An 18001-nucleotide genomic window follows, 5' to 3' on the forward strand; every position below is an offset into this window, starting at 1 on the left:
CTTCGTACCAGAAGACGGGCCGGTACCGCCCGGCGCGAGCGGGCCCTACACCTGTTGCCCAGAAGACCAAAAGACCGGGCTGCACCCCCAGACGGGCCGTGGATGCCCGGGGACGCAAGTCAACTGGGACGCGAGTCAGTGCCACACCTGGTACGGCGTCGTCTGGGGACATGGCAACGCCGCCCCCGGTATTTGGGAGGGTGGCCCACCGCCGCCCGAGGCGACGCGGAAGCCGTGGTGCGGATTCCCCTTCATGTGTTCGGGAACCCCGTGATCCCGCCCCGATCAGTTCGGCAGTGAGCGTGGGAGTCCCCAGTGCGGCAGTAGGTCGTTGTCGAAACGGGTGAGTGCGCTGATGCGGCCGCCCGCAAGGGTCAGCACAAGCAGCCCCGCCCCGCGCTGGACGTTGCCGCGGCGAGCGCGGAGGTAGGCGCCGAAGGCGGGTTGGCCGTTGGCGCGGGTGGGAATCAGGTGATACGCGCGGGCTGTATGAAAGATGCTGGCGTAGAAGCGAGCCACGACGTCGCGTCCGTGGTATTCGAGGGGAATCGGCGGCATGGAGACCCGGACGTCGTCGGTGAGCAGGTCGACGAGGGCGTCGACGTCGCCGTCCTGGTAGGCGCGGACGAATTTCGTCACCAGCGCCTGTTCGGCTGGTGAGTCGGGAGCGGGGGGCGCTTCGGCTTCGTGTTCTGAGAGGTGACGCCGTAGGCTGGAGCGAGCGCGCTTCAGCGCGCTGTTCACTGATTCGACTGTGCTGTCCAGCATTTCGGCGACTTCGCTGGCGTGGTAGCCGAGCACTTCGCGCAGGATGAGCACTGCGCGCTGGCGGGCCGGTAGCACGTTGAGCGCGGTCACGAACGCCAGTGAGATGGCCTCGGTTTGCTCGTAGCGTGCTTCCGGTCCCGGCGGTGCATGCAGCGCGCCTTCAAGGAGAGCATCAGGATATGGCTCAAGCCAGGTGATTTCGCCGAGTCGGGTGGGCTCCGGCGGATTAATCCCCGGCACGTTCCACGCCTTGGCCGGGCGTCGACTGGTCATGCGCAAGGTGGTGAGGCAGCGGTTGGTGGCGATGCGGTAAAGCCAGGTGCGGATCGAGGCGCGTCCCTCGAACCCGTCGATGCTCTGCCATGCCGAAAGTAGCGTGTCCTGCAGCGCGTCCTCGGCGTCTTGCAACGACCCGAGCATCCGGTAGCAGTGCACCAACAGCTCGCGGCGGTGCGGCCCCGTCAAGCGCCGGAACGCCTCCCCATCGCCGGCCCGCGCCCTGGCTATCAATTCGGTTGCCATCACCTACCACTTCGCTTCCTTCGTCTCGTTTACATATATGGACACCGGCCGGGCCCAAAAATGGGCGCGCCATGGGCGCCCAGTTTCTGCGCCACGCGGCATCCATACGTCCGACCGCTACTTGCTTGGATTAAAGGAGGACGCATGACCATCGCTGGAAAAACCGTCTTGGTCACCGGTGCCAACCGTGGCATCGGGAGGGCCATCGTCGAGGAGGCTTTGCACCGGGACGCCGCGCGGGTGTACGCCGGTACACGCCGGGCGGTCGCCCACCCGGATCCACGCGTGCAGGCCCTGAGGCTGGACATCACCGATGCAGCGCAGGTTGAGCACGTCGCCAGGGAAGTCGAATCCCTCGACATCCTGATCAACAACGCCGGGGTGGCACTCTACGACGACCTGAGCGATCGCGCCGTGCTCCAACAACACCTCGCGGTCAATCTCTTCGGCACGTATGACCTGACGCGGGCATTGCTGCCGTCGCTGATTCGGTCGCGGGGAGCCATCGTCAACAACCTCTCGGTGAACGCGCTGGCCCCGCTGCCCCTGATTCCCGCCTATTCCATCTCCAAGGCGGCCGCATTCAACTTGACGCAATCCTTGCGGGTTCTGTTGTCAGGACAGGGTGTCCGCGTTCACGCGGTACTGACCGGCCCGGTGGACACCGACATGACCCGAGGGCTCGACATACCCAAATCGGCTGCGGACTCCGTGGCGCGCGCCATCCTCGACGGGGTGGAGCAAGGGGCCGAAGAGATCTTTCCCGATCCGATGTCGCAGTCGGTTTCGCGGAGCTGGCACAGCGGCGCGGCCAAGGCGCTCGAAGTCCAATACTCCGGTCTGATGAATCCGGAACCGGCCCGCTAGACCTGCAAGTGCCACTAATGAAAGCCGAAACACATTCAGCCGCAACCAATCCGCCGCTTGACGGCGGAAGGAGGACCACAATGCTGCTCGACAACAAGACCGCGATCGTCTACGGCGCCGCAGGTGCGGTCGGCGCCGCGGTTTCCCGCGCATTCGCCCAGGAGGGCGCACGCGTCTTTGTGACCGGTCGCAACTTCGAGGCGATCAACACCGTCGCCAAGGAAATCACCGCTGCCGGCGGAACGGCGGAAGCCGCGCAGGTTGACGCGCTCGACGAACAGGCGGTGGCGGAACACCTCGATGCCGTCGCCGACAAAGCGGCGACGGTCGATATTTCGTTCAACGCCATTGGGATCGCGCAAGATCATCTGCAGGGAACACCGCTGACCGAGCTGTCACTCGAGAACTTCTCGCTGCCACTCACTACGTACGCTCAGGCGCATTTCCTCACCGCCCGGGCGGCCGCACGACACATGATCCCCCAGAAATCGGGAGTCATCCTCATGCACACACCCGAGCCCGCCCGACTGGGCATACCGCTGCTCGGCGGCATGAGCCCGGCGTGGGCCGCGATGGAAGCACTCAATCGGGCGTTCTCGGCGGAATGGGCGCCGCACGGCGTGCGCGCCGTCTGCCTACGCACCAGCGGCATCGAAGAAACCTCGACCATCGACGTCGTCTTCGGCTTACACGCTCGCGCATACCACACCACCCCAACGGAATTCGCGGCCAAGATGGCCGCCAACAGTCACCGAAACCGGGCGACTACCCTGGCGGAACTCGCCCAGGCCGCTGTATTGGTGGCTTCCGATCGCGCGTCGGCCATGACCGGGACTGTCGCCAATCTGACCGGTGGGATCATCGTCGACTGAGCGGCAATCGCGAAGTCATCGTGGCACAGGCACTGCGAGAAATACTCGGGTTCGTTGGGGGACGGCGCTTCAGCGTGCGTATCAGCCGCCGGCGGGCGGCCGGCATTCGTTGGCGCCCGGATCCCACCACCAGCCGTTGTCGCATGCGAGCGGTTGCGGCCCGACGCCGAGGGGCCTGCACACGTTGGCGGTCGGGTCCCACCACTGGCCCGGGTCGCAGGCCAAGGGTTGCGGCCCGACTCCGAGCGGTCGGCAGACCTTGCCGGTCGGATCCCACCACTCACCGTCTGCACAGTCGGCCTTGCTCACCGCGGGCGTCATGATCGTCACGGCCGCCATCGACACGAACGCCAACATGACGATGACTACAAAATGGCGAATGAACGTCTTCATCGGGGCCTCCCATCGTTCTTTCAGTATCGAACCCAGCACGGGGCATGCCGGTCAAGAGCATTTCTCGCGATCGAGTAGTCCGGTGGCGTCTTTTCCCGATGAATTTGGGGCCGTCGCGCGGTCAGACCTTCCAAACGGACAAATCGAGAGCAAAGGTGGAGCCATGGCCACGAAAAATACCGCGTTGCCGCCGGTCGTCGATCACCACACCTGGCGCGCCGCGCTCGACGAATTACGCAAACGCGAGAAAGCCGCCACCCGCGAGCTGGATGCGATCGCCGCCCAGCGACGGCGGCTGCCGATGGTCGAATTGCCCGATTACACCCTGGTCGGTGCCGACGGTCCGATCCGGCTGGCCGACGTCTTCGAGGGCCGATCGCAGCTGATCGTCTATCACCACATGTGGTCCGACGGCGCGCAGTGGCAATGCGGCGGGTGCACCGGCTTTACGTCGCAATTCACCCGACTGGAATTCCTCGACAATTACGACGCCCGATTCGTCATCGTCACGAACGGACCGATTGAGGAAGCACTCGCCTATAAGCACCGGGTCGGCAATCGCATGGACTGGTATTCGTCGTCGCAGAGCACGTTCGCCGCCGACATGGACGCGCCGCCGGGCGGTGGATTCGGCGTCAACGTGTTCTTACGCGACGGCGAGACGGTGTACCGCACGTGGCATACGAACGGGCGCGGCACCGAGCAGCTCAGTCACTCCTTCGGGTTGATCGACATTCTGCCGTGGGGTCGTCAAGAGGAATGGCTCGATTCGCCCGAGGGTTGGCCCTCGCGGCCCACGTACTCGGGATGGCTCGACTCCCCCGACATCGCGGCCGCGTACGGACCGGACAAATCATGAGTGCCGACGAACGGTACGCCGTCACCCGCACCATCGCCGCGACCCCGGCGGAGGTTTTCGCCGTCCTGGCCGACCCGTCCCGCCACCAGAACACCGAGCCCACAGACTGGGTCCGCGACGCGGTGGCCACCGAGCCGATCACCGCCGCGGGACAGATATTCGCGATGAACATGTACCTCACGCAGGCGGGGGGCGACTACGTCACCTACAACCTGGTCAATGTATTCGACAGGGACCGTGCCATCGGGTGGCTGCCGGGGATCCTCGACGATTCGGGTAACCACACCCCCGGCGGTTGGTTCTGGCGTTACGACCTCGCCCCGAACGGTGATCGCACGGACGTCACCCTCACCTACGACTGGAGCGGCACACCACAGACGTTCCGGGACCGCGTCGGCCAGATGCCGATTTTCGCTGAGAATTATCTCGCCGAGTCACTGGCCACTCTCGAGCGATCGGTCGCGGGCTGAGCAATCAGCTGCCTAAGCACCCGCTCCAATAACAGATTTCGCGCGGAGCCCACGCTCGAGCGCGGATCCCGCAGCACGCGGCAGCCTTAACTCGCCCGCCGGCGTCGGCGACTGTGGCGTGCGCGCCTCTATCCATAAGGCTTGGCAGAGCGAACAATGCGGGGATGGACCTCAAAACCCGGTCGCATTGGCTGCTCGGGTACGGGCTGGCTCGCGCGACACTGAAGTTGCTCGCCCGCCGGGGCGATCCCTTCGCCGAATTGGTGATCGATAACCACCAGCCCGACAACGCACATCGCCTCATTGAGCAGATCCGCGAGCGGGGCCGTATGTCGGCGGTGATCGGCGGCTGGGTCACCGCCGATGCGCAGCTCGTGCGTGAGGTGTTGCGCGACGATAGGTTCCGAACCGCTAAACCCCACGATCGGTCGCCGTTTCGGATCGCTCAGTGGGCGCAGGCGAAGACGAATCCCGGTGTGCTGAACGGCCTGGAGCCACCGTCGTTGCTCGTCATCGATCCGCCCGAGCATGAGCGCCTACGACGGCTGGTCTCGCGGGCGTTCACCCCGCGGGCGATCGACCGACTGCGCCACCGCATCCAGGAGATCGCCAACGCCGCGGTCGACGATCTCGACGGCGACGCTGATTGCGACCTGATCGCCAACTATGCCTCGCGAATCCCCATCGAGGTCATCGCCGAGATGCTGGGAATCCCCCGCGAGGAAATCCCCTATCTGCACGCGTTGGCCGACCCGGGCGCCAAACTGCTCACCACCACGGTGCCGTCGTGGGCGGATTTCCAGACAGCGCTCACGGCATTGCGCGAGTTCGAAAGCTACAGCGGCGCGCACATCGAGCGGCTCCGTCGCAGTGGCGGCGACAGCAGCATCTTGTCTGCGGTCCTTCAGGAAACCGAGCTGACCGCCCTCGAAGTCAAGATGTTCGCGGGCCTGCTGCTCGGTGCCGGGTTCATCACCACCACCCACGCATTCGGGAACGCCGTCGTGACGCTCGTCGATCACCCCGACCAGTTGGCCCGCCTTCATGCGAATCCCGAGGGCTGGCCCAACGCGGTCGAAGAGACGCTGCGCTACAACTGCGTCGCTCAATTCGGCGCTCGGGTGGCCACCCAAACATTGCAGATCGACGGCCACACCGTGCATGCAGGCTCCACCGTCTTCCTCAGCATCGCCGGAGCCAACCGCGATCCGGCCGTCTTCGAACGCCCCGACGAATTCGACACCACCCGTGTCAACGCCCGCGAGCACATCGGCTTCGGCACCGGTGTTCACGCCTGCCTCGGTGCGCCGCTCGCCCGCATGGAGCTGAACGTCGGCCTACAGGCGCTTTTTGAACGCTTTCCCCAACTCGCACTCGCGGGCGCACCGATCCCGAACGACAGCACCCTGTTGCACGGAATCAAGTACCTCCCCGTCAACCTCGGACCCGCCAGGGTCAGCGCAGGCTAGCCGACACCCCCGCAAGCCAAATTGGTTGTAGGACAAGGGAATAAACGATGGACAAAGCCTAAAGGCAAGGTGCACCGTCCGGCCGCCTTTCGGCGTTCGGTACCGCTCCCCCTTCGACACGGACGCCGACAGGGCGCACACTTGTCGAATGGAGGTATGTCAATTCATCGCCGTTGCGCTGACCGCGCCACCTCTGGCCACGTGATGGGGGCCGAGCCACGCCGGACGTTGAACGGCCTTTCGGACATACGCGCGTTCTTTCACACGAACAAGGTGCCGCTGTACTTCATCTCGCCGACGCCGTTCAACCTGCTCGGCGTTGACCGATGGATACGAAACTTCTTCTACCTGACCTACTTTGACTCTTTCGAGGGCACACACTCGCGCGTGTTCGTGCCCCGGCGGCGGGACCGCCGTGATTTTGACTCCATGGACGAGGTGTGCAGCCACCTGCTGTCCGATCCCGAGACGGTCGAGTTCATCGCCGGTAAAGGTCCCGGTGGCAAGTGCTGCTTTGTCATGCTGAACGAGGAAATCCAGGCCCTCGCGCGGTCGGCAGGCCTCCAGGTCATGCATCCGCCGATCGAGCTGCGCCAGCGCCTGGGCTCCAAGATCGTCATGACGCGTCTGGCCAACGAGGCGGGTATACCGAGCGTGCCGCACGTGATCGGGCGGGTCGGCTCCTACGACGAACTACTGGCGCTCGCACAAAACGCCGGACTGGGAGACGACCTCGTCATCTCGGCCGCGTACGGCAACGCCGGCAGCGGGACGTTCTTCGTCCACGGTCAGCGCGACTGGGACGAGCATGCCGGTGACCTGACCTCGCAGCCCGAACTCAAAGTCATGAAGCGCATCCGCAACGTCGAGGTGTGCCTCGAGGGAGCCGTGACCCGCCACGGCACCGTGGTCGGCCCCGCGATGACGAGCCTCGTCGGTTATTCGGAGCTGACTCCGAGCCGGGGCAGCTGGTGTGGCAATGACATCTGGCGCGAGGTGTTGCCGCCCGCCCAGACCCACGCCGCGCGGGAAATGGTGGCAAAGCTGGGCGACGTCATGCGCGGCGAGGGTTACCTCGGCTACTTCGAGGTGGACCTCCTGCATGACCTGGACTCCAACGAGCTCTACCTCGGCGAGGTGAACCCCCGCCTGTCCGGTGCCAGCCCGATGACGAATCTGACCACCGAGGCCTACGCCGACATGCCGCTGTTCCTCTTCCATCTGCTCGAGTACATGGACGTGGAGTACGAGCTCGACATCGATGAGATCAACTCGCGCTGGGAGTGCGGCTATGGCGAGGACGAGGTCTGGGGTCAGGTGATCATCACGGAGACGTCGCCGGACGTCGAGCTGTTCACCGCGACGCCACGCACCGGGGTATGGCGCATCGACGACGACGGTCGGGTCTCCTTTTCGCGGACCGCCAACGACTGGGCCACGCTGCTCGACGGCTCCGAGGCCTTTTACATGCGGGTCGCGGCGCCTGGCGACTTACGTTCCGAGGGCGCCCAGCTCGGCGTGCTCGTCACTCGCTCACACCTGCAGACCGACGACTATAAGCTCAGCGAGCGCTGCCAGCGCTGGGTCAAGGGCATGAAGGCGAAGTTCGTCTCGACGCCCCTGACGCCGGCCGCGCCGATCGTCTCGCGGCTCGTCGCACGAGCGTGAAAGGCGCCCCGGCGGGTCTCTCTCTGGACAACTGGCTGTCGGCACCCTACGCGCATTGGTCCTTCCAGCACGTCGAGGACTTCGTGCCGACCGCGGTGATCTCGCGCGGGACGGGACCAGTCGCGGCGTTGCCCGGGGCCGCATCTCCCTTGGCCGAGATACCTCTGGTCACCGCCGGCGAGGTCGCCACCACCGTGGGCGGGGTGATGGCCGCCACCGCAACGGACGGATGGGCCGTCGCGCACCGGGGATCGTTGGTGGCCGAGGAGTACCTCGGCGGCATGGGCCCAAAGACCCGACACCTCCTGTTCTCGGTGAGCAAGTCGCTGGTCGGGGTGGTCGTCGGTTCGCTGCACCAGGACGGTGCGATCGCGCTCGATGCGCCGGTCACGAAATATGTTCCGGCACTGGCTAATTGCGGTTACGCGAGCGCGACGGTGCGGCACCTGCTGGACATGAGGTCGGGCATCGGCTTCTCGGAGAATTATCAAGACCCGGCCGCGGAGATACATTTTCTCGACCAGGCGATGGGCTGGGCGCCCAGGAGTAGTCCCGATGCCCCCGCCACGTTGCAGGAATTCCTGTTGACCTTGCGGCAGAAGTCCGCTCACGGCGGCCCGTTCGAATATCGTTCGTGTGAAACCGATGTGCTGGGCTGGATCTGCGAGGTCGCCGCCGGCGTGCGAATGCCCGAACTGATGTCGCAACTCATCTGGGGTCGCATCGGCGCCCAATGCGATGCCACCCTGGCTATCGACCCAGTCGGCACCGGGTTCTTCGACGGCGGCATCAGCGCCTGTCTCACCGATATGATCCGGTTCGGAACGCTGTTCTTGCGCGACGGTGTCTCGTTGACCGGCCACCAAGTGGTGTCGGCGGCGTGGATCGCCGACACCCTCGACGGTGGGCCCGACTCGCGCCAGGCGTTCGCCGCCAGCCCCGACGACAACGAAATGCCCGGCGGGATGTACCGCAACCAGATGTGGTTCCCCTATCCGGGCGACGATGTCGTGTTGTGCCAGGGCATGTGCGGTCAGATGATCTACGTCAACCGTCGCGCGGAACTGGTCGCCGCCAAGCTGTCCACCCAACTGGACTCGCACGAACCGCACATGCTCGACACGTTGCGGGCATTCGATGCGGTGGCACGCGAATTGGATTGACCGGCTGGCCCGCCGGTTCCGCGGTATCCCTACCCACCTTCTACTGATCGCCTGATGAACCAGGTGTACCGCGACCTAGACGACGTCGGTAGCAGGTCCATAGAGTAGCTGGTGTGGACGACGGTCAGGTTTTCGCAGCTATCGCTGACGAGCGTCGGGCGCTAGCTGATTTCCTCGATACCCTCACCGACGAGCAGTGGGCGGTGCCTTCGTTGTGCCAAGGCTGGATGGTGAGCGACGTCGCCGCACATCTGGTGATGCCGCTGATCACCTCGAAACCAAGATTCGTGATAGAGATGGCCAAAGCTCGGGGCAACTTCGACAAGGCGAACATTGCGCTAACGGCCCGCGTTGTTCGCAGCCATTTCAATCACTTTGCCGAACTATTGCGCGGGAACGCCGACAGCCGGTTCACTCCGCCCGCTATCGGTCCGCAGGCGCCGCTGACCGATGTCGTGGTCCATGGCCAAGACATTCGCCGGCCCCTCGGCCAAAGCCGATCCTTCAACGTAGACCGACAACGTGTCGTCCTCGACTTCCTCGTCACGCCAACAGCGAGACGAATGTTCAGAAGCCCTTCCGGGATACGTTGGAAAGCAATCGATCTCGACTGGTCGCATGGAAACGGCCCTCAAGTCGAAGGTCCAGCAGAGGCACTCATGCTGACACTGAGCGGCCGCCCGGCCGCGCGGGCCGACTTATCCGGCGAGGGCACGATGCGACTCCCTAACCAGTTCAAACCTTGACCTCGACCTTGCGGGTACTGCTCCGGCCGGTAACGCTCGCTTCTGCTCAGCGACCAACAGGAAGCCACAATTCCCCAGCGTGCGAGAGGGCTACCGGGCCATGGCTAATGCGAGGAACTGAGCTGTTCCCGATGGCTGTCCTTTGGGCCTTTCGCTATTCTTCATATTCGCGCGGCTTTGGACCGGCACGCTTCTGACTCCAGGGAGAAAGAAATGCCCTCACCTCGAAGGCTGGCCAGAATTGCTGTCCCCTTCATGGCTGCCGCCGCATTTGCCAGCAGCGCCGGCATTGCTTCCGCAACACCGCAAGACGATGCGTACCTCGCGCAATTGCGCGCCGTCGGCCTCACCTGGCCGCCGAAGACAGAAGAGGCACTGATCGCCGAGGCGCACGATGTGTGTTACGACCTCACTTGGGGTTGGACGCCGCAACAGATCGCCGACGACCTGCACGCCCGCTTGGACACCAAGGGTGTGACGTTGCTCGACGTCGGAAGCCTGGTCAACGCCGCCCATTCGATCTATTGCCCCGGCAACGTGTGTGACGCCCCCAGCCTTTGCACCTGAGGCCGCACGACATTGGCCGCAGGAGGTCTACGCCGGTTGTTGTCGGCTGAACTCCATGCCGGCGAGCGTCCGAGATGACGCAATAGGCGGTCGAAGCCAGTGCCGTCCGGCACTTGGTCGAGCGCCGGCCCAAACGGGGCGGAAGCACCGGTGCGGTAGTTTCCGCCCGGAACTTGCAATCCGAGCGCCAGCGCCGTGTCAATCACGTTGTCGGGCAAGTTTAATGGGACGCGAACTGCGCGGGCCACATCCCAGCCGTGCACGACGTAGTCGACGAAGTGAAACCCGATCGCCTGCTCGAAGGGAAACACGGCACCCTTGCCGAAGTCGGGTAATTCGAAGGGCACGCCGAGCGTCTCGTCCGCGGCGATTGCCGTGAGCAACTCGCAAGCGGCGGCCGCATAACTGCCTGCGGGGTCGGCCGCTACCGCGTCGATTACCGCAGAGGTCTCCCACACCGCGGGATCGGCGCCGGCGCCGTGAGCGGCCGCCGTGAACCCTCGATGCTGCGCGGTCATATGGGCCAGCAGTTCAAGCAGATTCCAGTCGCTGCATGGGGTTGGGCGCTCGAGGTCGCTCGTGCTGACCTTCTGAACAATGTCGATGGTGGCCATCACTGCCTCGCGGTGGTGTGTTCGCAGAGTATCTATTGTATGCGGAGTCATATCGTAAGCATACGCATATAATCGTGTTTCCTCTACTATCGCGCCATGACCAAAGGGCGGCCCCGACCTGATCTTGCCGCGATGCTCGGACCGTTGGTGCGCGAACTCGTGGCTGCCGAGCTGCCGATTCTTGAGCGCCACGGGCTATCGATGTGGGGTTATACCGTGCTGACCGAGCTGGACAACTCGCCGGTGCGGACTCAAGCCGCCCTGGCCGCGGCTATCGGCGCGGACAAGACCCGCATCATCGCTGTCCTCGACGATCTGCAGCAGCTCGGGTACATCGACCGCCGCCCCGACCCCGACGACCGTCGGGTCCGGCTGCTTGAGCTGTCCGAGCGCGGACGGACGATCAAAAGACAGGCGCAGCAAGCGATTCAGCGTGGCGAAGAGCGTTGGCTATGCCAGCTGGCTCCGTCGGACCGCAAGTCGCTGTTGCGCATACTTCAACAACTCACGCCTCGCCCACCCGATGATTGACCCTACCGGGCGATTTGTGGTGCCCCGCGACTCTTGAGCAGCAATGTGGCTGTAGCGTGACGGCCGTGAAACCCTCCCGGATGTATTCCTCCGTCGCGCTCGCGGCTTCCGTCGCAGCAACCGTCATGACGTTCGCCGGCGCCGGCACGGCCACCGCGGCGGGCTCATGCCCCACCGCGGCGCCGCAGAACGGCGGAACGCCCGACTGGACACTGAGCGGCACCACCGGCAGCGTCGCGGTCACCGGATCCACGGATACGACCGCTCCGCTGGTCAACGTGACCGCACCGTTCAGCGTGGGCCAGACCCAGGTGCATACGCTGCACGCCGGAGACGGGCCGGTGGTGTCCAACACCGCCAGGGTCTCGGTCTGCTACATGGGCGTCAACGGACGTGACGGGTCAGTGTTCGATAGCAGCTACCAGCGCGGCGCCCCGGTCGACTTCCCGCTGACCGGAGTTGTGCCGGGCTTCCAGAAGGCCATCGCAGGCCAAAAGGTCGGGTCGACGGTCGCCGTTGCGATGGTCCCCGCCGATGGCTACCCCCAAGGCCAGCCCAGCGCCGGGATCCAGCCCGGTGACTCGCTGGTGTTCGCGATCAAGATCCTCAACGCCTCGGGTTAGCTCGACCCGTCAAATCCCTTGTGCCAAAGGTCAATCGACTAACGGCGCGAACATGAGCGCGGGATCTATGCCGAGTTGTTGGGCGATGTGAGTGGTGTCCCAATACTCACGCCAGTGCGTGATCGCACCGTCGCGCACCTCGAAGAGCGCCGTGACGTGGAACGTGACCGTTACGCCGTTCATCGCGTTCACGTCGACCCGCTCGACGACGACGGTGTCGCCGTCGGACACGATCGTGCGTATTTCGCTGCCCTCGATCATGCCCGTCGACAGGGTGTTGTGCTTTTCGAGTTCCGCGCGCGCCGCGTCACGTCCGCGGACGATCGGTGAGAGCGGCACGTGGAGCTGCCAGACGAAGTCCTCGGCCATGAGGGCCGTCATGGCGTCTATGTCCATGCTCCGGCCGTAAGCGGCGTGTATAAAATCGACCACGATCTTTTCGTTGTTGTTCTTTGTCACAACACTTTTGGCCATCTCATAGTCCTTTAGGGGCGGTTACGGTTCGTTATTCGTCGAACTGTAGATGGCCGTCGCCCGATTAGGCGCTGATATACGAATCGCTTAGCGAGGGTTCAGGGACGCCGCAGCGTGATGATGGTGACGTCGTCGTCGGTGTGGCCCGATGCCATCGCCGTCCAGATTCCGGTCGCGGCGATGTCGCCGGCCCGGCCGAGGTTTTCGGCCAGCAGGTCGAGGCCGTCGTCGATCGATTCACCGCGACGTTCCACGAGGCCGTCGGAGAACAGCACCACGCCGTGTCCGGGTTCGACGGTGAAGGTGCTGGGTGCGTATTTCACGCCTTTGACGCCGATGGGCGGCGAGAGCTTGATCGGTGCCGGTACCGCCGGCGCGCGGGAGTTCGTCAGGTAGGGCATCAAGTGACCGGCGGACGCCGCCTCCACCCGGCCCGAGTCGAGGTCGACCCGCGCGGCGATGACGGTGGCGAACGCGCCGCGAAGCATGTGCAGGCAGAAGTCGTTGAGCTGCGCCAGCGCCTCGGCCGGTGCGGCGCCGGCGAACAATTGGGCGCGCAGGGCGTTGCGGAGCGCGGCCATGGTGCCGGCTGCGGCGATGCCGTGCCCGGCGACGTCGCCGATCAGCACGATCAGCCGGCCGTCGCGGAGCTCGAACGCGTCGTACCAGTCGCCGCCGACGTTGTCGCCCGCCGCCGGCTCGTAATGCGCCGACAGTTCCCAACTTTCGAGCGCCGGGATCGACTCGGGCAGCAGGCTGCGCTGCAGCGTCTCGGCCACGCGCAGCGCTCCGCGCGTGCGGCGGTACAGCGACTCGACCAGGTGGCGCCGCAATGACCCCGCGGATTCGGCCTCGCTCTGCGACCACGGCTCGCTGCGCTGGTGGACGATCTCGCGCCACCGGTCGAACGACTTGCGCGGGCTGAGCCGAAGTTGGTCACCTTCGCTGACCGCGATCGCCTTGTTGTACGGGTCGCCGCCCCAGTCGACCGAGCGCAGCACCTCCCGCCGGAACCAGATGGCGTATTGCCCGTCAGGCAGGTTGAGCACCAGCGCCCCGGCGGCCACCTGGGGATCGAGATCGAGTTCGGGCAGTGCGCCCGACAGGCACTCGCTGCTCGCGATGTCCTCGTCCACGTCACGCGCCCAGGCGGCGACGGCCGCCACGATGTCCGGTGGTGGAACCGAGCCACGCATCCGCAGATCGCCCCCGATGTCGATGACCACGCCGTCGGCGGGCACGAGGTCGAGCAGGTCGGGAGCGCCGAGCAGCGCCTCCGACAGCGGTTCGCCATCGTCCAGCGTGGCGGCGAGGAGCTTGGCCAGGACGGCCTGCGCGGCCAACCGCTTGTGTAGTTGTTCGTCCTCGAATCGGTCGACGAGTCGCAGCGACAGGGTTGAGCCGAGGAACTCGGCCGCCGCCCGGGTGCCGAACGGCGGCAGGTGCGGACCTGCGTAATGGTGACAGGCGATCAGCCCCCACAGCCGCCCCTGCCGCAGCAACGAGATCGACATCGACGCGTGCACACCCATGTTCTGCAGATATTCGACATGGATGGGCGACACGCTGCGCAACGTGGCATACGTCAGATCCAGCGGCGTGTTGTTCACCGGGTCGACGCTCGGCACCAGCGGTGCCGGCGTGTAGTCGACGTCGGAAATCAGTCGAATCCAGTTCTTCTCATACAGCGCGCGCGCCTGCGCCGGGATGTCGGTAGACGGGTAATGCAGGCCGAGGAAGGAGTTGAGGTTGTCGCGCCTGGACTCGGCAACAACCTCGCCGTTGTATTCCTCGTCGTAGCGGTACACCATGACCCGGTCGAAGCCGGTCAGATCGCGGACGGCACGCGCGGCGGTGGCGTACAGCTCGGTCAGCGTGGAGGCCCGGTTCAACTCCTCCACCGCGCCGCGGACCGCCTGATACGTGTTGGGGAAGGAGAACGGCCGCTCGCCGTAGGCGATCTCGAGCTCCACCAGCACCACACCGCCCGGCTCGCGGTGCAGGATCGCGTCGAAGGCCCGCGGCTCGCCGGCGACCTCGATGGTGAGCTCGAGCGGATTGTTCTGGCGCAGGCTGCCGAAGGTCGCCGCGGCCTGCTCGATGCGGGCGGCTTGCTCGGAACCGATGAGCGCCGACAGGTGCCGGCCCAGGACGGCGTCGACGGGACGGCCGAGCAGCTCGGCGACGTTGGCGCTGACCTGGCGCACCTCGAACGCGGGCTCACGCACCACCGCGAGCACGCCGCGCGGCTGGATGCTGCCGGGGATGTGGATCGGCTCACGCGCGCAGTTGTCCAGGTCGATCGGGGTGCCGACCGGTACGAGATCGTCGATCGACTGATCCGCGGGGGCCGATGGCCACGCGGACCGCTCGTCGTCGGTCACGCGAGCGGCCTTATCGGATTTGTGAGGTGTAGCAGCCAGATCTCCAAGCTATCAATGTGTGTCCCATTCTGGACCAGGTCAGCCGCGGTTCGCGCTTCCACGTGGATGTGGCCCGGGCTGATTCGCATCCGCCGCGGTAACGCGCCCCGCCGCGATCACCAATGTAATCTGAGCAGGTCATGTGCTCGATCGCCGTCCCAGCAAGTCGCCGCCTGTCGGTCGCGATGAAGGATGGCTCGGCGGCCGAACACGACGCCGCCGAACAGAGCCCGTTCATGTCCGAGCTGCTCGCCGGACGGATTGGCGCGGCGGGCTATTCCGACTATCTGCTGCGGTTGCGCGTGGTGTACGCCGCCCTCGAGGACGCCGTGCGGGCCCGGTGTGACGACTCGATGGTTGCCGCTGTGTACGACCCCGCGCTGGAGCGCTTGACGGCTATCGATGCCGACCTCGAGCATTGGCTGCCCCAGGGTGCCGCACGCGATGTCGACTCCCCCGCGGCGGCGGCCTACGCCGAGCGGCTCGGCGCGCTTACGTGGGGAGGTGCGCTGGTCGCCCACCACTACACGCGCTATCTCGGCGATCTCTCCGGAGGCCGGGGCATCGGCAAAATCCTGGACCGCACATTCGATCTCGGCGGCGCCGGCCTTGCGTTCTACGACTTCCCGGTGCGGCCCAAACCCTACAAAGACGCCTATCGCGCCCGCCTCGACGCCCTTGCCGCCGACACCGGTGAAATCGATCGCATCGTCGGCGAGGTGAAGTTCGCCTTCGGCCTGAACCAGGCCATCTTCGATGAATTGGCCGACAGCGTCATACCTGGTTGAATCCGCCGTCGGCGGTGACAGTTGATCCGGTGCTGAAGCTGGACAGATCGCTGGCCAAAAACACTGCGGCATTGGCGATCTCGGTGGGATCGGCGAAGCGGCCCAGCGGGATGGTGGCGATGCGTTCGGCGCGGAACTCTTCGATCGAAGCGTCGGGATCGGTCTGTGCGGCCAGCGCGTTGCTTCCCGGCGTGGCTGTGGAGCCTGCCACGATCACGTTGACCCGGATGTTGCGGTCGGCGAGTTCACTGGCCCACGCGCGGGCCAGTGACCGGACGGCCGCCTTGGTGGCGGCGTAGATGCTGAGCCCGGCGCGGCCCCGGTCGGCGGTGGTGGAGCCGGTCAGGATGACGGAGGCGCCGTCGTTGAGCAGCGGCAGCGCTTTCTGCACGGTATAGACGACCCCCTTGACGTTGGTGGTCAGCAGCGCATCGAGATCGTCGTCGGTGATCTCCCCCAGCCGCGCCACCCTCGTCGATCCGGCGTTGGCCATCACGATGTCGAGACCGTTACCGGCGGCCGCGACCTCGGTGTAGAGCCGGTCCAGGTCCTCCGGTTTTCCGACGTCGCCGCGCACTGCGGTGACGCGCGGGCCCAATGTGCTTGCCGCATCGTCGAGTTCGGGCTGGCGCCGGCCTGTGATGAACACCCGGTCGGCGCCCTCGTCAAGGAACCGCTGTGCGGTGGCAAGCCCGATCCCGGAGTTGGCGCCGGTGATGACGGCGATCTTGTTGTCGAGCAATCCCATTCGGTTCTCCGGCTATCCTTGTTTCGCGCGCTGCCAGATCAGGCGGCCGTTGCGCAGCTTGCCCTTGATGAGCACGGGCTCGGCGGGGCCGAGCTGTAGACGGTCATCGCCGACTTGCGCTGCGCGATACTGGGTTCCACCGATCCAGTTGGGTAGCAGGCTGACATCGACGTGGTGGGCGATGACGCCGCCGTCGAGAACGCTGTATGGGCCGGCGTAGGCGAGATAGCCCCTGGCCGACGCGGCCAATTCGTCATCCGTGGCGATTTGAAGATCGCCGCGGGCGATCGGCGCGCGGTCCGCGCGCATGAGCTGGGCGGACATGTAGCCGTCCGCGGTGTACATGATGATTCCGCGCGCGTCGGTTCCCAGCGGATAACGCACATTCGAGCCATCCACGTCGGAGCTCTCGTAGGACTCCAACGTCCAGGCCCCGACGAGGTACTCACGCAGATCCCGCGTGGTGAGTGTGGTCATCGTTGGCGCCCCTCCGTGATGTGCTGTGACCGCTTGACCGCGTCCGACGCATCGATAATGCCGCGCATAACCTGTCCCAACGCCATCGCCCCCGCATCACCCGGGGCAACCGGCGGCCTCGCCCGACAGGTTCGGACCGAACTAAAGTCTGCGGCATGATCGCCGCTTTCGTCCTGTCGCCGTGGTCAGTGCGCCGCCCGCCGCGGGCAGCCGGTGAATCCGGACGCTAGGCCCGGTACAGACGCGTGGCGGCCCTGGCGCTGGCGCTGGCCGGACTGGCGTTCCTCGACTCGCTCAATGTGCTCAACGTCGGAGTGGTCTCGGCCGTCATCTTCGACAGCCGGCTGGCTCGCCGGTCACCGATTCCCGGCGCCCTGAGCTACGTCGCGGGCGTATTCGCGGTGACGACCGCCTTCGGCGTGTGCGCCGTGCTGGGCATCGGCTTCATCACCGAGGTGCTCGACTTTCATCTGACGCCGGCCATTCGCTTCCGGGGCGAACTGCTGCTGGGGCTCGTCCTGGTCGGCTTGGCCTACTTCCCGCTGACCGCACAATCGTCGGCACCCGGCTGGGCGCTGGCGGCGATGCGGCAACGGCCGTGGCTGCTCGGATTCCTGGGGCTGGCGGTGGGCAGTGGGCAGGCTCCGACGGCGGTGCCGTACCTCACCGGGTTGGCGATGCTCGCCGCGCTGCACCCGCGACCGCCGTTCTGGCCACTGGTCATCATCGCCTACTGGGCGATCGCCCTGTCGCCGCCGCTGCTGATCCTTGCCCTCTCGCTGAGGAAAACCATGCGAGCCAGGCGCATTCAGCGCGCGATCGTCCGGGCGCTCAGCCGCTACGGGCCGATGTCGGTGCGGCTGTTGTTCCTGGTTTTCGGAACCGGGCTCATCGCCGATGCACTCGTCAATCACAGCGCACTCTGGTGACGCACCAGAACTTCTCATGTCTCGCACAGC

At 65.5% G+C, this 18001-nt stretch carries 20 protein-coding genes; 13 read left to right on the top strand and 7 right to left on the bottom strand.

The features are described from left to right. Nucleotides 1–285: 285 nt before the first annotated feature. Nucleotides 286–1290, bottom strand: a complete 1005-nt coding sequence (locus tag A5732_RS06735) for an RNA polymerase subunit sigma-70 (RefSeq protein WP_171974970.1) — start codon at nucleotides 1288–1290, stop codon at nucleotides 286–288. 144 nt (nucleotides 1291–1434) lie between these two features. Between A5732_RS06735 and A5732_RS06740 the strand changes: the two genes are divergently transcribed. Both A5732_RS06740 and A5732_RS06745 read left to right on the top strand, forming a co-directional pair. Further along, nucleotides 1435–2157 carry an SDR family NAD(P)-dependent oxidoreductase gene (locus A5732_RS06740; protein WP_076056389.1) on the top strand — a complete coding sequence of 241 codons (723 nt, stop codon included), beginning with the start codon at nucleotides 1435–1437 and terminating at the stop codon, nucleotides 2155–2157. 80 nt (nucleotides 2158–2237) lie between these two features. Further along, nucleotides 2238–3029, top strand: coding sequence for an SDR family NAD(P)-dependent oxidoreductase (locus tag A5732_RS06745; RefSeq protein WP_076101667.1), 792 nt, complete (start codon nucleotides 2238–2240; stop codon nucleotides 3027–3029). An 81-nt stretch (nucleotides 3030–3110) separates the two neighbouring features. On the opposite strand, the gene A5732_RS06750 is transcribed toward A5732_RS06745, so the two are convergent. After that, nucleotides 3111–3422 carry a hypothetical protein gene (locus A5732_RS06750; RefSeq protein ID WP_064954201.1) on the bottom strand — a complete coding sequence of 104 codons (312 nt, stop codon included), beginning with the start codon at nucleotides 3420–3422 and terminating at the stop codon, nucleotides 3111–3113. Between the two features lie 163 nt (nucleotides 3423–3585). Between A5732_RS06750 and A5732_RS06755 the strand changes: the two genes are divergently transcribed. The 7 genes from A5732_RS06755 (at nucleotide 3586) to A5732_RS06785 (ending at nucleotide 10364) form a co-directional block, all read left to right on the top strand. After that, nucleotides 3586–4281, top strand: a complete 696-nt coding sequence (locus A5732_RS06755) for a DUF899 domain-containing protein (protein WP_076056385.1) — start codon at nucleotides 3586–3588, stop codon at nucleotides 4279–4281. Then, nucleotides 4278–4751: an SRPBCC family protein gene (locus tag A5732_RS06760; RefSeq protein ID WP_076056383.1), complete on the top strand. Its 474-nt coding sequence runs from the start codon at nucleotides 4278–4280 to the stop codon at nucleotides 4749–4751. Before A5732_RS06755 ends, A5732_RS06760 begins: the two co-directional genes overlap by 4 nt. Before the next feature lie 164 nt (nucleotides 4752–4915). Next, a complete protein-coding gene (locus A5732_RS06765; RefSeq protein WP_076101671.1) occupies nucleotides 4916–6220 on the top strand; it encodes a cytochrome P450 in 1305 nt (434 codons plus the stop codon). Between the two features lie 204 nt (nucleotides 6221–6424). After that, nucleotides 6425–7888, top strand: coding sequence for a biotin carboxylase (locus tag A5732_RS06770; protein WP_139334797.1), 1464 nt, complete (start codon nucleotides 6425–6427; stop codon nucleotides 7886–7888). Continuing rightward, nucleotides 7885–9051, top strand: coding sequence for a serine hydrolase domain-containing protein (locus tag A5732_RS06775; protein ID WP_076101673.1), 1167 nt, complete (start codon nucleotides 7885–7887; stop codon nucleotides 9049–9051). Before A5732_RS06770 ends, A5732_RS06775 begins: the two co-directional genes overlap by 4 nt. 113 nt (nucleotides 9052–9164) lie before the next feature. Beyond that, on the top strand, nucleotides 9165–9797 hold the full coding sequence (locus A5732_RS06780; RefSeq protein WP_076101676.1) for a maleylpyruvate isomerase family mycothiol-dependent enzyme: 633 nt from the start codon (nucleotides 9165–9167) through the stop codon (nucleotides 9795–9797). Between the two features lie 255 nt (nucleotides 9798–10052). Beyond that, nucleotides 10053–10364 (top strand): DUF732 domain-containing protein, encoded by a 312-nt coding sequence (locus tag A5732_RS06785; protein ID WP_076101679.1) that lies wholly within the window; start codon nucleotides 10053–10055, stop codon nucleotides 10362–10364. On the opposite strand, the gene A5732_RS06790 is transcribed toward A5732_RS06785, so the two are convergent. Then, a complete protein-coding gene (locus tag A5732_RS06790) occupies nucleotides 10319–11029 on the bottom strand; it encodes a TIGR03086 family metal-binding protein (RefSeq protein ID WP_076101681.1) in 711 nt (236 codons plus the stop codon). The genes A5732_RS06785 and A5732_RS06790 overlap by 46 nt on opposite strands. Nucleotides 11030–11074: 45 nt before the next feature. Between A5732_RS06790 and A5732_RS06795 the strand changes: the two genes are divergently transcribed. After that, nucleotides 11075–11509 (top strand): MarR family winged helix-turn-helix transcriptional regulator, encoded by a 435-nt coding sequence (locus tag A5732_RS06795; protein WP_076101684.1) that lies wholly within the window; start codon nucleotides 11075–11077, stop codon nucleotides 11507–11509. 80 nt (nucleotides 11510–11589) lie between these two features. Continuing rightward, complete coding sequence (locus A5732_RS06800) at nucleotides 11590–12132, top strand: FKBP-type peptidyl-prolyl cis-trans isomerase (protein WP_249266868.1); 543 nt, start codon at nucleotides 11590–11592, stop codon at nucleotides 12130–12132. 30 nt (nucleotides 12133–12162) lie between these two features. On the opposite strand, the gene A5732_RS06805 is transcribed toward A5732_RS06800, so the two are convergent. Further along, nucleotides 12163–12606, bottom strand: coding sequence for a limonene-1,2-epoxide hydrolase family protein (locus A5732_RS06805; RefSeq protein WP_076056365.1), 444 nt, complete (start codon nucleotides 12604–12606; stop codon nucleotides 12163–12165). A gap of 98 nt (nucleotides 12607–12704) precedes the next feature. Next, on the bottom strand, nucleotides 12705–14990 hold the full coding sequence (locus A5732_RS06810) for a SpoIIE family protein phosphatase (RefSeq protein WP_076056363.1): 2286 nt from the start codon (nucleotides 14988–14990) through the stop codon (nucleotides 12705–12707). Between the two features lie 179 nt (nucleotides 14991–15169). Here A5732_RS06810 and A5732_RS06815 point away from each other — a divergent pair, with 179 nt between their 5' ends. Continuing rightward, on the top strand, nucleotides 15170–15817 hold the full coding sequence (locus A5732_RS06815) for a heme oxygenase (biliverdin-producing) (protein ID WP_065055177.1): 648 nt from the start codon (nucleotides 15170–15172) through the stop codon (nucleotides 15815–15817). On the opposite strand, the gene A5732_RS06820 is transcribed toward A5732_RS06815, so the two are convergent. After that, the gene (locus tag A5732_RS06820; protein ID WP_076101686.1) at nucleotides 15804–16565 is read right to left on the bottom strand and encodes an SDR family NAD(P)-dependent oxidoreductase; all 762 of its coding nucleotides are present in this window, start codon (nucleotides 16563–16565) and stop codon (nucleotides 15804–15806) included. The two genes, A5732_RS06815 and A5732_RS06820, sit on opposite strands and share 14 nt — an antisense overlap. A gap of 12 nt (nucleotides 16566–16577) precedes the next feature. Continuing rightward, nucleotides 16578–17042 carry a lipocalin-like domain-containing protein gene (locus A5732_RS06825; RefSeq protein WP_076056359.1) on the bottom strand — a complete coding sequence of 155 codons (465 nt, stop codon included), beginning with the start codon at nucleotides 17040–17042 and terminating at the stop codon, nucleotides 16578–16580. Between the two features lie 245 nt (nucleotides 17043–17287). Here A5732_RS06825 and A5732_RS06830 point away from each other — a divergent pair, with 245 nt between their 5' ends. Next, nucleotides 17288–17971, top strand: coding sequence for a GAP family protein (locus A5732_RS06830; protein ID WP_076056357.1), 684 nt, complete (start codon nucleotides 17288–17290; stop codon nucleotides 17969–17971). Nucleotides 17972–18001: the final 30 nt, after the last annotated feature.

Origin of the sequence: Mycobacterium colombiense (assembly GCF_001953985.1) — a bacterium.
Lineage (GTDB): Bacteria > Actinomycetota > Actinomycetes > Mycobacteriales > Mycobacteriaceae > Mycobacterium > Mycobacterium colombiense_B.

Coding starts and splice junctions, on each gene's coding strand:
- A5732_RS06735 (WP_171974970.1), bottom strand. CDS start 1,290: ATGGCAACCGAATTGATAGCCAGGGCGCGGGCCGGCGATGGGGAGGCG.
- A5732_RS06740 (WP_076056389.1), top strand. CDS start 1,435: ATGACCATCGCTGGAAAAACCGTCTTGGTCACCGGTGCCAACCGTGGC.
- A5732_RS06745 (WP_076101667.1), top strand. CDS start 2,238: ATGCTGCTCGACAACAAGACCGCGATCGTCTACGGCGCCGCAGGTGCG.
- A5732_RS06750 (WP_064954201.1), bottom strand. CDS start 3,422: ATGAAGACGTTCATTCGCCATTTTGTAGTCATCGTCATGTTGGCGTTC.
- A5732_RS06755 (WP_076056385.1), top strand. CDS start 3,586: ATGGCCACGAAAAATACCGCGTTGCCGCCGGTCGTCGATCACCACACC.
- A5732_RS06760 (WP_076056383.1), top strand. CDS start 4,278: ATGAGTGCCGACGAACGGTACGCCGTCACCCGCACCATCGCCGCGACC.
- A5732_RS06765 (WP_076101671.1), top strand. CDS start 4,916: ATGGACCTCAAAACCCGGTCGCATTGGCTGCTCGGGTACGGGCTGGCT.
- A5732_RS06770 (WP_139334797.1), top strand. CDS start 6,425: ATGGGGGCCGAGCCACGCCGGACGTTGAACGGCCTTTCGGACATACGC.
- A5732_RS06785 (WP_076101679.1), top strand. CDS start 10,053: ATGGCTGCCGCCGCATTTGCCAGCAGCGCCGGCATTGCTTCCGCAACA.
- A5732_RS06790 (WP_076101681.1), bottom strand. CDS start 11,029: ATGACTCCGCATACAATAGATACTCTGCGAACACACCACCGCGAGGCA.
- A5732_RS06795 (WP_076101684.1), top strand. CDS start 11,075: ATGACCAAAGGGCGGCCCCGACCTGATCTTGCCGCGATGCTCGGACCG.
- A5732_RS06800 (WP_249266868.1), top strand. CDS start 11,590: ATGTATTCCTCCGTCGCGCTCGCGGCTTCCGTCGCAGCAACCGTCATG.
- A5732_RS06805 (WP_076056365.1), bottom strand. CDS start 12,606: ATGGCCAAAAGTGTTGTGACAAAGAACAACAACGAAAAGATCGTGGTC.
- A5732_RS06815 (WP_065055177.1), top strand. CDS start 15,170: ATGTGCTCGATCGCCGTCCCAGCAAGTCGCCGCCTGTCGGTCGCGATG.
- A5732_RS06820 (WP_076101686.1), bottom strand. CDS start 16,565: ATGGGATTGCTCGACAACAAGATCGCCGTCATCACCGGCGCCAACTCC.
- A5732_RS06825 (WP_076056359.1), bottom strand. CDS start 17,042: ATGACCACACTCACCACGCGGGATCTGCGTGAGTACCTCGTCGGGGCC.